The 13,544-nt window shown below is 36.9% G+C and carries 9 protein-coding genes; 5 read left to right on the top strand and 4 right to left on the bottom strand.

Annotation, left to right across the window (positions count from 1 at the left end; all coding sequences use genetic code 11):
- Positions 1-13: 13 nt before the first annotated feature.
- The 3 genes from PQ462_RS15435 to PQ462_RS15420 form a co-directional block, all read right to left on the bottom strand.
- A complete protein-coding gene (locus tag PQ462_RS15435) occupies positions 14-583 on the bottom strand; it encodes a hypothetical protein (RefSeq protein ID WP_274250654.1) in 570 nt (189 codons plus the stop codon).
- Positions 584-2,084: 1,501 nt separating this feature from the next.
- Positions 2,085-2,537, bottom strand: coding sequence for a carboxymuconolactone decarboxylase family protein (locus PQ462_RS15425; RefSeq protein WP_274250653.1), 453 nt, complete (start codon positions 2,535-2,537; stop codon positions 2,085-2,087).
- 67 nt (positions 2,538-2,604) lie between these two features.
- Complete coding sequence (locus tag PQ462_RS15420) at positions 2,605-3,180, bottom strand: Crp/Fnr family transcriptional regulator (RefSeq protein WP_207296813.1); 576 nt, start codon at positions 3,178-3,180, stop codon at positions 2,605-2,607.
- 144 nt (positions 3,181-3,324) lie between these two features.
- Here PQ462_RS15420 and PQ462_RS15415 point away from each other — a divergent pair, with 144 nt between their 5' ends.
- From PQ462_RS15415 to PQ462_RS15395, 5 genes are all read left to right on the top strand, one after another.
- A complete protein-coding gene (locus PQ462_RS15415; protein WP_184160561.1) occupies positions 3,325-3,483 on the top strand; it encodes a hypothetical protein in 159 nt (52 codons plus the stop codon).
- Positions 3,484-4,390: 907 nt separating this feature from the next.
- Positions 4,391-5,677 carry a PIN domain-containing protein gene (locus tag PQ462_RS15410; RefSeq protein WP_184160562.1) on the top strand — a complete coding sequence of 429 codons (1,287 nt, stop codon included), beginning with the start codon at positions 4,391-4,393 and terminating at the stop codon, positions 5,675-5,677.
- Positions 5,678-6,200: 523 nt separating this feature from the next.
- The gene (locus tag PQ462_RS15405; RefSeq protein WP_274250652.1) at positions 6,201-7,022 is read left to right on the top strand and encodes a hypothetical protein; all 822 of its coding nucleotides are present in this window, start codon (positions 6,201-6,203) and stop codon (positions 7,020-7,022) included.
- Between the two features lie 383 nt (positions 7,023-7,405).
- Positions 7,406-8,188: a hypothetical protein gene (locus tag PQ462_RS15400; protein ID WP_184160566.1), complete on the top strand. Its 783-nt coding sequence runs from the start codon at positions 7,406-7,408 to the stop codon at positions 8,186-8,188.
- 1 nt (position 8,189) lies between these two features.
- The gene (locus PQ462_RS15395; protein WP_184160568.1) at positions 8,190-11,354 is read left to right on the top strand and encodes a DEAD/DEAH box helicase; all 3,165 of its coding nucleotides are present in this window, start codon (positions 8,190-8,192) and stop codon (positions 11,352-11,354) included.
- A 190-nt stretch (positions 11,355-11,544) separates the two neighbouring features.
- On the opposite strand, the gene mobC is transcribed toward PQ462_RS15395, so the two are convergent.
- A complete protein-coding gene (gene mobC, locus PQ462_RS15390; RefSeq protein WP_274250651.1) occupies positions 11,545-13,533 on the bottom strand; it encodes a conjugal transfer protein MobC in 1,989 nt (662 codons plus the stop codon).
- Positions 13,534-13,544 lie beyond the last annotated feature (11 nt).

Here is a 13,544-nt window from a genome sequence, read left to right as displayed (position 1 = left end):
AAAGGTAAGTGTATCAAAATTTTCGTTGGGATGGTCTGTAATTGTGGACTGCACCATTATCTGTTTCATCTCTGACGCGTTCATCTTCTTTAAGCTCTTCGTTGCCAAGTTCCCCAATTTCAAATTCCTTGTTAACGGGGTTATCGTGATCGGGTTCAATGGTTTCGAAGCCGCCACTTTGAGTTTCATCACTCTGGGGCGCGTCAATGTCAGTTTCAAAACCTTCAGAAGGATCATTATTTATAAGATCCTCTTCAATGTCCTTCTCGGTTATATCTTTCGAGCCGCTGTCGGATTCATTATCAAGATTTTCTGAATCGTATGGATTACTGTCTTTATCACTGTCCTGCACGTCTGAATTGCGGACTTTTAATTTCTGCGGGTCCGCGTCTGAAGGTTTCTGGTGGTCGGATCCGCTGCCGATCTCTTCCGTGCTCAGATCATCTGCGTAATCGGGTTCGGCATTCTCTGTAAAAGGGTGGTCGGAAGGGGAGGCGGTTTTCTGCTCTCCCTGCTTGCCTGAATCTGTATTTTGGAAATTTTTGTAATTCTGACGCTCATTTTCCTTTTTATCTGTTTTCATCACATTATATTTTTAAATTATTTTTTTGCTATCGCGTGCCGCTAAGGGATTGCCCCGCAGGGAGGATCGCTGCAGCTCTCTGGATGCATAATGCTTCTTTAGCAAAATTATAGCGGAGAGGTACAATTTTCTTTACAGAATAATGAATTCCAGTTATAAAATAGCAATCAGACAAGCAGGCAGATCCAATATCATACGGGTATATGCTTCAAATACTGATATGCAGCATAGCTGCTGCATCAAGCTGCTTTGCTGCAAACAATAATTCTCTCGAAAAGAACATTTGTCACAGTGAAAATCATCCAGCGGAATGTTGCCGCAGCGCAGGGAATGATAGGCATGGCAGTTGAGAAACATGATTTATTTTTTGCGTTTTAAAATTTCGTGTTTATTGTTAGGTTTGAAAGAGACGCATGCGCATCTCCTCACGACGTCAAATCCGTAGTGGGTTTTCATCCTTTCCATTGCCTGATAGAGCGACAGCATTTCTTCAGTATCGTTGAACAGGACAATCTGATAGGTATCCCTGACCAGTCCGCTGAGTACAACTGTATAATTGATGTGGGTATACAGTTTCGAACCTAAGCTCGTTAAGCCTTTATTTTGCTGGATTAGTACTTTTTAAAAACACGAAGTACCATCATTTTGCTACAAAACTAATCGTCTATTTTCAAAATAGATTTTAGATGATTTATGGCAAATTTGTTGCGGATGAAGAGGTTCCGCTTTGAGTTAGTTGGACTACTTCAATACTGGAGTACTATGTTATATAAGTGAATGAACAGAAAAAAAGTGTGCCTCAGTTTTTAAACAACTTCTTTAGTTAGTTAGTTAGTTAGTTAGTTAGTTAGTTAGTTAGTTAGTTAGTTAGTTAGTTAGTTAGTTAGTTAGTTAGTTAGTTAGTTAGTTAGTTAGTTAGTTAGTTAGTTAGTTAGTTAGTTAGTTAGTTAGTTGTTTTTTTTAGTAGACTTATTTTTTTTGATTTTGGCCGGTGAACGGGAAGATTGCTGAAAGGGACGAGTATTTGAAGAATTGGTCGCAGGCTAAAGGTCCGATTAATATACTCGAATTTAGTCTTTTTAAGTATTGATTTTATTTAGTATATCCTATTCAGAATTCGATGTGCGATGATTGTACCACAAAACGTTCCTCATTGAAAAAAAACTGTAAATTCGCCTCAAATATTTGTGGCATAAATGGTATCAACTCCAAATTGTCAATATGGCTTTTTGAGTCTATTTATAAGGGATTTTTCAGATATGCTTTAATTGGGTTGTTGAAAGGAAAGGCCGTGTTAAAAGGCAGTTTTTAGAAGAAATCTTTTTTTATTTTATTCATATGCTTCCGGGGCTGAGTTCTTATTTTTGAATTGTGATGCTGCTGATTGGCTTTGGTATTCCTGGAAAAGAAATGAGCCCGAAACAAACGGGCTCATTATTATCAGATCTGATTATAATTCTAAAGTTTTTTATGGAGTCTAAGCCCGCACTTGTTTGCAGTTTTATGCCAGACTTTGTCCTATAGGCAGTCGGGTGCTCAGTACAACCCTGTTCCAAAGATTTATGGTAATTACGGCAGTTATGATATCTGCAATCTGGTTTTCGCTGAAAAAATGCACGGCGTTTGAATAGGTCTGGTCTGATAATCCCTGTTGATGTATTAATGTTATTTCTTCCGTTATCGCCAGCACTGCTTTTTCTTCTTCTGTAAAAATATCCCCCGCTTCCCTCCAGGCGCTCAGGAGAAAAATACGCTGGTTTGTCTCGCCGTTTTTTACCGCGTCCTGAGTGTGGATGTTGATGCAGTAGGCGCAGCCGTTGATCTGCGAGGCGCGGATCTTTATGAGTTCTTTGGCTGTTTTGGAGATGGAAATCTTTGAAAGATAGCTTTCAAGGCCGATCATCGCTTTGAGTGCATCAGGGGCGGCCTGCTTGATGTTTAGTCGTTTCTGCATGGTATTATTCATTTAAATTGTTCCATGCAAAATTGGATAATATGAAAAACAAAAAACTTAAACTGGTTTAAGAAAGAGCCCTCTTGCGGATTTCGCTCAAGTATTCGGGAGTGAATCCCAGATAGGAAGCGATCAGGTATTGGGGAACACGCTGAATAAATTCAGGGTGGTTGCGGACTGCCTGAAAATAAAATTCTTCTTTTGAGAACGAGAAAAGGAATTTGATGCGTTTCTGGGCCGCTGCATAAGCCCGCTGGTAGACAAAACGGAAATAGCGCTCCATCACCGGAAACTCCTCCAGCAGCTTCTGCCGCTTCTCGGGTGTGATGCAGAGCAGTGTGGATTTTTCCACTGCCTGAATATAAAACTCTGTCGGGAGCTGGTTCTCGTAGGCAAAGTTATCGGTGAGCCACCAGGTTTCTATGGCAAATTCAGTGGTCTGCTCGTTGCCTTTCTCGTTGATGTAGAATTTTCTGAGCAGCCCCTCCAGGACAAAATAATGATGCCGGCAGATCTGTCCCTGCTCCAGTAAATTTTCTTTTTTACCCGCCTCACTGATGTCGAAGAATTTTATGATCTGCTCAAAGTCATCCTCTGGTACCTTGGCGAACTTGGCTATATGTTTTTTGAATATATCGGACATTGTAATTCAAAGGCTTGTGGCTATTTGATCTGCCTGCCCCTTGTGCAGGCTTCAGGCAGAGTCTGGAAGCCTTTTTTCAGTATTTGTGATTATTGAATTTAAAGTATCAAAATTAGTGATTATATTTGGTTAAAAGCCATTATTATGAAAGCAGATAAACTAATTGAGATCATTACAGTCCAGTCAGAGATTATTGAAATCTTATCCCGGGAGTATACAGATGCTCCCAGAAGCCCTTATGAGAAAGATGAAATAAGAGATTTAATAAGACTCTTGAAAGATCTGCAGAAAGATCTTATATAATAAATCAGCTTTAAAATTTGAATTCCGGTGAACATAAGTTCCAAAAATGTTCATTGCGGGAGATCGGCCGGCCGCCTTGGGCGGTTTTTTTATTTCATATTTTTTCATATCTCCTGCACCGTCAAGGCTGCGTTGCTTTAATTCTTTTGTGAAAGCAAAATTAGGGGTTTTATTTATAATGGTGCAGCCTTTATGATAAGCTACACTGATCTGAGCGGGCAGCACCGCCAATTGTATTGCGCTGTTTTAGTTTTAATTTTATTTTTTTGTAGCTGTTCCATCTATGCGTTTCACCCAAGCGCTGGCGAACCGGCGAAGCAATCTTTTACGCCCAGGTTCGGCGCAAAAGGATTTCCGCTTCTGTCGGGGCTAAAGTGGCAGGGTAGCAGAACAGAGATAAGTCAATTTTGAAGCTCAGTAAAATAAGAATAAAAATGCGTATACAGTTTCGAACCTAAACCCATTAAGCCTTGATTTTGCTGTGATTTAAATTTTAAAAAATACATTGTGCCACGATTTTGCCACAAAGCTCATTAAACTAATATTTATGACATTTTTCAGGCTAATCCATATTTCAAATTAACCTTGAGTAAATCAGTAGTTTCGCTTACAAGTTAGCCAGTCTTTTGCGTTTCGTATAGAGACACTTACTACATTACAATTGATAAAAATGGAGTTTTTGTAAAGATAGTTTTTTCCAGTTATTACTGTAATAATTAAAATAATGCTTTCGCTTTTTATAAGGTTTTAAAAGAAATAATGAATTTGTTTGGAATGACCGATTTAACTCAACTATCCAGTGATGACTCTATCAAATTAACAAAAGCATTTATATTTTTTCTTTAACATCTGCGAAGCACACACGTTTAAAAATATTATATTAGCTGTCAATATAAACTCATCATTAATGGACAAAGAAAAGGCTTTTCTGCACCATGATATATATCCGAATGCTGCTGACATCTTTAATGTTGATATAAAATCAATTGAGGATATCAAAGAAGACTGTATTTTTATTATAGATACAAACGTTTTGCTGCTACCTTATAAAACTTCAACTTCAAGTTTTGAAGAAATAGAAAAGGCATTTTCGAAACTTATTGCAAAAGATCAGCTGCTAATCCCGGCGCAAGTCGCCCGAGAGTTTGCTAAAAACAGGCCCGAGCACTTGAAAACATTATTTCAACAGCTTAATGCGGTGAAAAGCAAGATCAGTAAGCCCGCTACTGGTCAGTATCCGCTACTCGAATCTTTGACGGAGTACAAAGAAGCAAAAGATATTGAAAAGCAGATACAGGAACTACAGAAAAATTATTCAAAAAAAATAGACAATATTCTTGAAAATATGAAAAAATGGCGCTGGGATGATCCAGTGAGTGCAGTCTATAAGGAGTTATTCAAGTCTAATATTATACAAGAACTTGACCTTTCGCAAGATGAATTAATAGATGATCTGGAAAGAAGAAACAAGCACAATATTCCTCCTGGATTTAAGGATAAAGCGAAAGATGATTATGGGATAGGAGATCTGATAATCTGGAGAACGATATTGGCTGTAGCGAAAAACAAAAATAAAGATATTGTTTTTGTTTCGGGAGATGAAAAGAATGACTGGTTTTACAGGAGTGATAGCCAGTCCCTGTATCCCAGATTTGAACTTATAACAGAGTTTAAAAATTATACGGAGGATAAAACATTACATATCATTAAATCATCGAAATTTTTAGATATACTTGGTGCTGCCGAGGAAGCAGTTACAGAAGTAAAGATAATGGAAATAGAATTGAATGAAAATGTATATCCTCTGGATTTGGAAGGATACCAGGCGGAGGAGGCGGTCTATGCATGGCTAAAACAAACGGAGGGAAATAAGGAAATAATACGAAACAATCGCTTTCCGGATTTTATAATTGAAGATTTTATAACTAAACAGGGCGTGGAGGTAATTTCAGCATCAAATATGTCTGTCTATAGACTGATGCGAAAAATTAATGATTCACTAGCTAAAGGTACTTCCAAAATATCTTCCAAGAAAATGGATAGTGTTAGGATCGTAGTAGTAGTTCCTACACTTGCTTATTATCATAATCTAAGGGTTCGCAAAGCAGAAGAATTGGATGAGATCCAAACAGAGGAGGCTCAGATTGTATTTGGCGTAGTTACTGAAAAAGGAATATTTGCCAAATTAATCTAACTTTCATCTGTTTTTTTGAGATGTTGTATTACAAATGTTTTTCATCTTCCAAAGCAATACATCTTTCAGATCTTTATGGCATTAAAGTGTCTTCGTCGGCAAAAAAAAAGAGCCCGTAATAATACCGGCTCTAAGATTATGCATCAATTTTTCTATTATTTATCTTCTCTTTTAGCTGATGAAGATTGCTCTTTATCAGGTTCACAATCTGCCTGTGATGATTGGAAGAATTATTCTTCAATCCTCAGCACTGGATGATTTCCATCTTTCTAAGTAATAGTTCTATGGTTTTAAGGGACTGTCCTAGCACTTTTATAGATAGTATAAGCGAATTTTTCCTTTTATAATATTCGTTAGTACATAAGCAGTGCCGCAGATTGTCATCCTCTTCTATAAATTGTTGTACGGGCTAAATATTCTTAATGAAGTTGAAATGCCTAAACTTTGTCATCGTTTGTTTATATTTCCGATTTTTGATTATTTTTCAGGTAATAAATTAATTGTAGAATTAATATAATTTTATATGGATACATCTGCTGAAGCATACAGAAAACTGCAGTTTGCCAGTATCGAAGCAATAAGGAGCTGCACGTGCATTGTCATGCTAGACAAGTCCAGCTATAGTTATAAAGCCCATGGAACTGGCGTGTTTATTCAGATTCAAAATCACTATTTCCTTGTGTCGGCCGCCCATGTTATGGACAAGCACGGAGAGTTTTTTATTTTTCTGTCTCAGGAAAAAGAGATAATATATCCGGGTGGTGATACCTACATCAATCGAACAGAGAATCGCGAAAAGGATGAGCTGGATATTGCAGTCCTCCGATTGGACGACGAGTGTCTGCCACATATCAAGAGGTCTTATAGTTTTGTGCAGGCAGAGGATCTGGCCATCAATCACATCTTCCAGCCTTGGGAATATTACGCTTTTCTTGGATTTCCCGCCAGCAAGACAAAAGTCAAATATAAAACCGACATTTTTTGCATCACCACGCTATTTCATTTTACAGCACCGATAGGAGCCGAGCATTACGAACAGTTGGGGCGGAATCCTTACGTGAATGTTATCGCGACGTACAATAAAAAACACGTGTATAACGGTAGTAAAGGCACTTATGGCACAGGCCCGGACCTTTATGGCATCAGCGGTTGCGGACTCTGGTTCACCGATCCCGAGGATATGTCAACTGGAATCATAAAGCCCAAACTAACGGCGATAATGACTGACTGGTTCGCTAAGAACAAAAATATAATCATAGGAACACGGATCGATGTTGTGACAGGAATGATCAAGAAATTTCTGGATATTGATTTTCCGGATTCGAGTATTGTGATGGTTAATTAATTTTAGTTTTTTTAATATCCTTTTTCATTATTTAATGAAATAAATTTAAAAATGTTCTATTATTTACAAGTGTCTGCTTCAAAACTCCTTCATAATGTATTCTTCCAAATGGATGAAATGATTTTCTGCTTCTTGCATTAAATCCTATTGTATTAGTGAAGTATTATTTTTGGATATTGATAATCCCTCTGTAATTTGGACCCTGACTTATCAAATAGTAGTTTTTAATAAGGTTGCACATAAACAGTATCGACGAGTATTTTTCTTGCTGTAATGGTAAATCAAGTATTTTTACTTAAGTTGAATCAATTGGATATGACTATTTTTGAAACGAGCACCGCATCGGGAGCTGGAAGAATATTTTCTAAATAATAAAATTTAATATGCCTTTTAAATTTAATGTAATAAATGGTTCACCCTCATTTGTAGATAATGAATATGAGATAGTCGATAAGGATTTATTGGCGCAATTTGTTGGAGAAATGCTGTTAGGTCATCATCATCATATATTAAGAATAATTAGGTCCTTGTCTACTACTTTTCCTGTTCAAAAAAATGATTCTATAGATCAGATAATCGCAAAAATTAGATCTACCAGTGCTTCCAAACGTGATGGCTGGCTTTTTCAAATGATTTCATGGATCGTTCTTGCGAAAAGCAAATCTGCAGTACCATTCTTTTCTAATTATCCACATTTTGCTCCCGCACAGCATGGTATTGATGGGTTAGCTATCACTCTTAATTCAGATGATACAATTGAAAATATTATAATTACAGAAGATAAATGTACAGCTAATCCTAGAAATAAAATTGTTACGCAGGTTTTTCCAGAATTTAAAGAATTTGAGAAGGGCGCCAAAGATAATGCACTTGTAGGAATCATTTCGAGTCTAATTGGCGGATTAAATGCGGGAGAAATTTTAGAAAAAGTGCAGAATGATATCTTTGAAAATAAATTTCGTCTCTATAGAATTGGGATAACAAGAAATGCAGACCACAATCCCTTGGAAGGCAGGATAAGTTTATTTTTAAATTATGATAAATCAGTTGAAGGGGACTCCTCGGTCAGAAGAAGTGCTTCCAGCATACACATCGAAGATATGAGGGTATGGATGAATGATTTTGCTAATAAAGTAATTACTTATCTTGAATCAAAAAAAAGCTAGGATGTATAATAGTAAGACAGAAGAAAAAATTAAAGACATTCCACAGATCGGAGATATTGATATTGAAAGGCTGCCCCAGGAATTGACGAGAATTTATGCGCAGGTTGTTAGTTTGAGGCGACAAATCACTGAGGGAGATGTAAATTTAGAAAATGATGGTCTTTTAAATTCCCTCATGTTGCTACAGAAATTAGCGAACAATTTAGAAACCATTCTTATTAGCATTCCAAATCACGAGCAAAAAGAGTCCATTGCTTTTGTAGCCGCAACAGCTAACAGCTTATTATATAAAATAACCTTATCGGAGGACGTCAAGTCAGGTAAAATATTAGATGCGGATGTAATATCAAGATATATTGCTTCAATTATACTGTTTTTGATTGGAAACAGTCAGGCAGATGCTGCAGAGATGACCAATTCACTGCCTGAATCAAAGATCTTAAATTTGACACAGCAGAGACTTGTAGCTTCAATAGTTGAATTGGCGAAAGGGAGATTATCTTTCATCTCTAAAGCTAGTTTCAGTGAAAAAGAAATTTCTATTGATTCTGATCTGGAAGATATAGCTTTAAATTTTCTGTGGAGGGAACTGGGATTGGGAATTGTGTCTATTGCCTCCTCCTTAACAGGAAAAGAAATATTAGATCACGAAGTACATTTTGATAACGTAATAGAATTGTCTATCTCGGAAGAAGCATTTTTGGGTCAGAAAAGTGTCTTTGCTGGACCATATAGGTTAGCACGACTTCTAAAAATTTTGGGAAGTGATATAACTGGTAGAGGAGTTATCAATATTCCTACTCCCGATGGTGTCGATAGCGGATTTTGGAATAAATTTTTAAGCAAGCTGGCAGCACAACGTCCATATTTGTGGGAAAATCATAAGGATGCAGTTGCTACGCAATTTTTACAGCCTGGAACATCTGCAGTCTTAACGTTGCCTACAGGAGCAGGGAAGTCAACACTGTCGGAGCTAAAGATCGCTTCAACTGCATACTCTGGAAAAAAAACAATCTATTTGGTGCCGACACATGCCTTAGAAGATCAGGTAAAGAGAAATTTAAAGGACCTTTTTGAAGACTACGATCCTGAGGATTTTGAATTTGATGGAGAATATACTGAATTTGCAGAATTTAATAATTTCCCTTTTTTGGTAATGACACCCGAACGATGTCTCACCATAATTAATCTATATCCTGAGATATTCCATCATGTTGGTTTGGTTGTTTTTGATGAATTTCATTTAATTCACGGAACAGATATAAAAAAAGATAGACGTTCAATAGATGCGATGTACTGTTTGCTGTCGCTATTTACCTTAATTCCACATTCAGATTATTTGTTGATCTCTGCAATGGTTGAAAATGGCCAAGAGATATGTTCTTGGGTGGAAAAAATCACCAATCGCGAATGCCTTCTCTTTAACTCTTCGTGGAAACCAACAAGACAGCTCCACGGATGTATTGTTTTTGAGGAAAGCGAGATTTCGGATCTACGGAATTTATGCAATGAAGCTAGGTACAGAGGTGATACCATTGGTCCGTCATTAGGTTTAAAAAGAGAAATGAAGATCATGCCATACTGTTTTTTCAGTTTGAAAAATATTTGGGAAACGACTGCTGATAGTGATTATTTGAGAACATCTATTATTAATAGTAAGGTGGCGCTTGATATAAATAAAAAATGGCAGTTAACAAGTAATAGAAATGAAGTTGCTTCGAAACTGGCAATCCATTTTGCGAGATTGGGGCTCAAAACATTGGTTTTTGTAGATGATCCTAAAATAGCAAACTCGACCTGGAAAAAGATCAATAACAACTTAGATCGAGAAAATAGTTTTACCGATTTTTGTAAAGAAAAAGATAAAGAAATTGAACTTTTAGCTAAAGAATTAGGCGCAATAGAACATTCCTATTTTTACATGCAGTACAATGTAAGTGTGCATCATGGACTTCTTCTTCCTGCTGAAAGGAATTTAATTGAAGAATATTATAAAATAGCTGATGGTGCTGTCGTGATGGTGGCGACTGCAACTTTGGCCCAAGGAATTAACCTACCGGCAGAAATAGTAATTATAGCGGGTGATGATAGATTTGATGATGAATTAGGGTATAGAGAACCAGTTAAACCGCATGATCTATTGAATGCGGCAGGAAGAGCAGGAAGAGCGGGTCTCTCATCACAGGGAGCGGTTATCTTAATACCTGGCGATATAGTAACGATGCGGGATTTAGTGATTTCCAGTAGATGGTGGGATTTAAAAAAGCGTGTGTTTTCAAAAGGCGACCAATGTCTTAAAATTGAGGACCCCTTAGAATATCTGCTTGATTCCCTTCAAGACGATGCAGAAGCACTCGATGTAAATCAGGCAAATATCTTATATAGATTTAAAGCAGAAAAACTTTCAGAATTTGATACAAGAGTGCTTTTGAGGAATTCTTTGTATGCTTTTAAAGCAGAAAAAGAGTTGAAATCTGAAAGTTTTGAAAGTCAGATTGAAAAATTTTTAGAAAGAAGAAAACAATTAGATGATTTGTCAGAAGATGTTCTGTGGACAAAAGAAGTCAGCTTTAAAACGGGTGTGGACCCAACGTTAATTTTACAACTTTCGGAGAATATAGATGAAGAGGATTTTGAAAAATTTATTAATTATTCAATATCTGAATTCATAGATTGGTTTTTCAAGTGGCTAGGTAAGGATGAAAAATTCCTAGGCCGAATTTTCACCAAACCTAATACGCGCGATCAAATTAGAAAAGCTTGTGGTATGCAACTAAGTAAGGTTCATAGCGACAAGGAAATACTTGAGAAACTTCCTGTTGTGTGTGAAATTTTAAAAAAATATGTAGAAGGCAAAACAATAAAAGAGATAAATGATATTATTCCGGATCCTAAAACACCAGATAAAAGCTTGTATTTGATAAAAGCCCGAAGTTTTATTTTGAGACTCGTTCCTGAACTGAGTTTTAGCTTAGGAATATTGTCATTTATTACACTAGAAAAAGCAAAACAGAAAAAATTTAAAGAGCATCAAATTCCTCCTAATATTAGGGTTTTAGCTAGTTGCATAAGAGAAGGTTTTGATGATGCGGATAAATTGTTCTTTAAGCAGAAATATAAATTCAGGGGACGTGTATACTGTCATGAATTATATTCAATGTTTTAAAGACAAATACTAATAGTGATATCAATTTTTCTTTTCATAGTGTCCAAGAAATATGAATGGGATATAATTCCTAAAGTATATTTAATTAGCATTTATAGATGAAATATCGTTTAGCTACTTCGGAATTCATCAGTACAAAATTAGGTAAAAAGGAGTTGCATGTAAAGTGAATATCAGAAGTATGAAAGAATTATTTCTTTTTTTTGATAATCAAATGAGAAAGTGCAGGGTCGTGCAATATACGCTCAAATTCTGAATTTACAATTTCGGAGATATCCTCTTTAATCTGCAGATAATTGCGTTCAATCATGGTATTGTTAATAATACGCACCGGGCTAATTCCCTGATATGAGTCTTCTTCTTTTTTAAGCTGCTCGTGATTATTGATTATTTCCGAATGGAATGCTTTGAGTTCAATTTTACAGTCTGGGTTATCGGCTGTAATGCCGACAAATTCACCGGAACTCAAACAGGAAATCTTCGAAGCAGGCACGGCAGCTTCCAGTTGTTTTGATCTGCTGATGGACGTATCTGAGCTGTTTATGGAAATGCTCTCACGATCCTGCATTATTTTTCCAAAGCGTTCGGAGAGCTGTTTTGCAGTATCACCATTTACCTGTCCGCTGATGATATTTCCGGTAATGTTTAATATGACGTCAGCCTGCTCGCGGCCGTAATCTTTACGAAGCTGGCTGAAGTCCTGAATACCCAAACATGTGCTTACCTTATTGCTTCTGGCTGTAGCTATAAGGCTGTCCATATTATTGAGATAAATAGTCGGGAATTCATCAAATATGAGACTGCTTTTAATCCTGTCTTTCTGGTTCACCTGCTTGATGAGCCTGCTTACATAAAGTGAGAGAACGGCACCATAGGTCTGGATTTTTAGCGGGTTGTTTCCCATGCAGACAATCTTAGGGTCAGCAGGATTATTAATGTCAAGTGTGAAGTCATTTCCAGAGAGCACATAGTAAAGCTGTGCACTGGAAAGCCTTGCCATAGATATCTTAGCAGATGCTATCTGTCCCTCCAGCTGCTCCATGACATTCTGAAGGTAGGCACTGACAAATGGATCTATCAGAATCTCTATTTCTTTTTCAGTTCTCAGCAGAGTAAAAAGGCTGTTATATTCAACCTGCATGAGTTCAATTACATGAGGCAGAGTGCAGAATTCACCGTTATTATATTTACGCAGATACCATATTACAGCAGAAAGAAAATTGATTGGCGATTCAACGAAAAAGTCTCCCTGTTTTTTTATCCATTCGCGGTTTAATCCCAGAAGTATGGTACGTGCTGATTCAGCTGCATCTGTTATGTCTTCCATTGATTTTGGATCAAGGGGATTGCATCTGTGCGTACGGCTCAGGTCATCAAAATTTATGACATAGAATCTGGGTTCAACCTTGTATAGATGCTTATTCTCAAGCCAGGTATTATAGGCTATTATGCTGAGGTCATCAAACTTAAAATCATATACAAACATTGAGAAGCCTTTGCGTATGTGCTGGGTTATGATATGACGGATGACGAAATAGGATTTTCCAGAGCCAGGGGTTCCTGCAACCAAGATTCCCCGAAAAGGATTTATGATATTGATCCAGCTTTTTCGTACTTTGTTTTTTAAATTATATTGTGCCGGCAGGTTAATAGAATATTCATTTTCAAGAAGCCTTTCTTCCTGCGGAAATGTTTCATTTTCGCTGTTGAAAATATCCTTGCGGCTGAGATTTCTTCTTATGATTCTAGAAAGAAGTGTTCCCCCTGACAGCAGGAGCAGATATCCAGCAGCGGTGAACAGCATATAGAGAACCAATTTATTTTCCACAGTGGACTTCGTGATGAGAAAAAAGTAACTCAAAAAATAAGTTAAGAGTCCCAAAACAATATAAAAAAACGCAGTTTTAAAGTCCAGCTTTTCATTTTTTCTGCCCTTTGCTCCAAGCAGGGAAATGCATAAAAATCCCAAAGAAAAGAGCTTGGACAAATGAAAATAATCAAAAAGTCCTGTGTGAAAAATATTGGCTAATATTTTATCGGCAAAACTGCATGCAAGTCCCCATATTTTAAACACATTATATCCGTAATAATAGAAATGAAGACCTAACAATATCATGCTGATAAGCCTTGTCATATCCAAAATTTTTCTAAGCGCCTGTTCATTTTCACCTGTCTGCATAGTCTTAGTTT

This window comes from Flavobacterium sp. KACC 22758, from assembly GCF_028736135.1.
Classification (GTDB): Bacteria; Bacteroidota; Bacteroidia; order Flavobacteriales; family Flavobacteriaceae; genus Flavobacterium; species Flavobacterium johnsoniae.
The sequence above is the reverse complement of the archived record's forward strand: the minus strand, read 5'-3'. Positions and strand labels throughout refer to the sequence as shown.

Coding starts and splice junctions, on each gene's coding strand:
- PQ462_RS15400 (WP_184160566.1), top strand. CDS start 7,406: ATGCCTTTTAAATTTAATGTAATAAATGGTTCACCCTCATTTGTAGAT.
- mobC (WP_274250651.1), bottom strand. CDS start 13,533: ATGCAGACAGGTGAAAATGAACAGGCGCTTAGAAAAATTTTGGATATG.
- PQ462_RS15410 (WP_184160562.1), top strand. CDS start 4,391: ATGGACAAAGAAAAGGCTTTTCTGCACCATGATATATATCCGAATGCT.
- PQ462_RS15425 (WP_274250653.1), bottom strand. CDS start 2,537: ATGCAGAAACGACTAAACATCAAGCAGGCCGCCCCTGATGCACTCAAA.
- PQ462_RS15420 (WP_207296813.1), bottom strand. CDS start 3,180: ATGTCCGATATATTCAAAAAACATATAGCCAAGTTCGCCAAGGTACCA.
- PQ462_RS15405 (WP_274250652.1), top strand. CDS start 6,201: ATGGATACATCTGCTGAAGCATACAGAAAACTGCAGTTTGCCAGTATC.
- PQ462_RS15435 (WP_274250654.1), bottom strand. CDS start 583: ATGAAAACAGATAAAAAGGAAAATGAGCGTCAGAATTACAAAAATTTC.
- PQ462_RS15395 (WP_184160568.1), top strand. CDS start 8,190: ATGTATAATAGTAAGACAGAAGAAAAAATTAAAGACATTCCACAGATC.
- PQ462_RS15415 (WP_184160561.1), top strand. CDS start 3,325: ATGAAAGCAGATAAACTAATTGAGATCATTACAGTCCAGTCAGAGATT.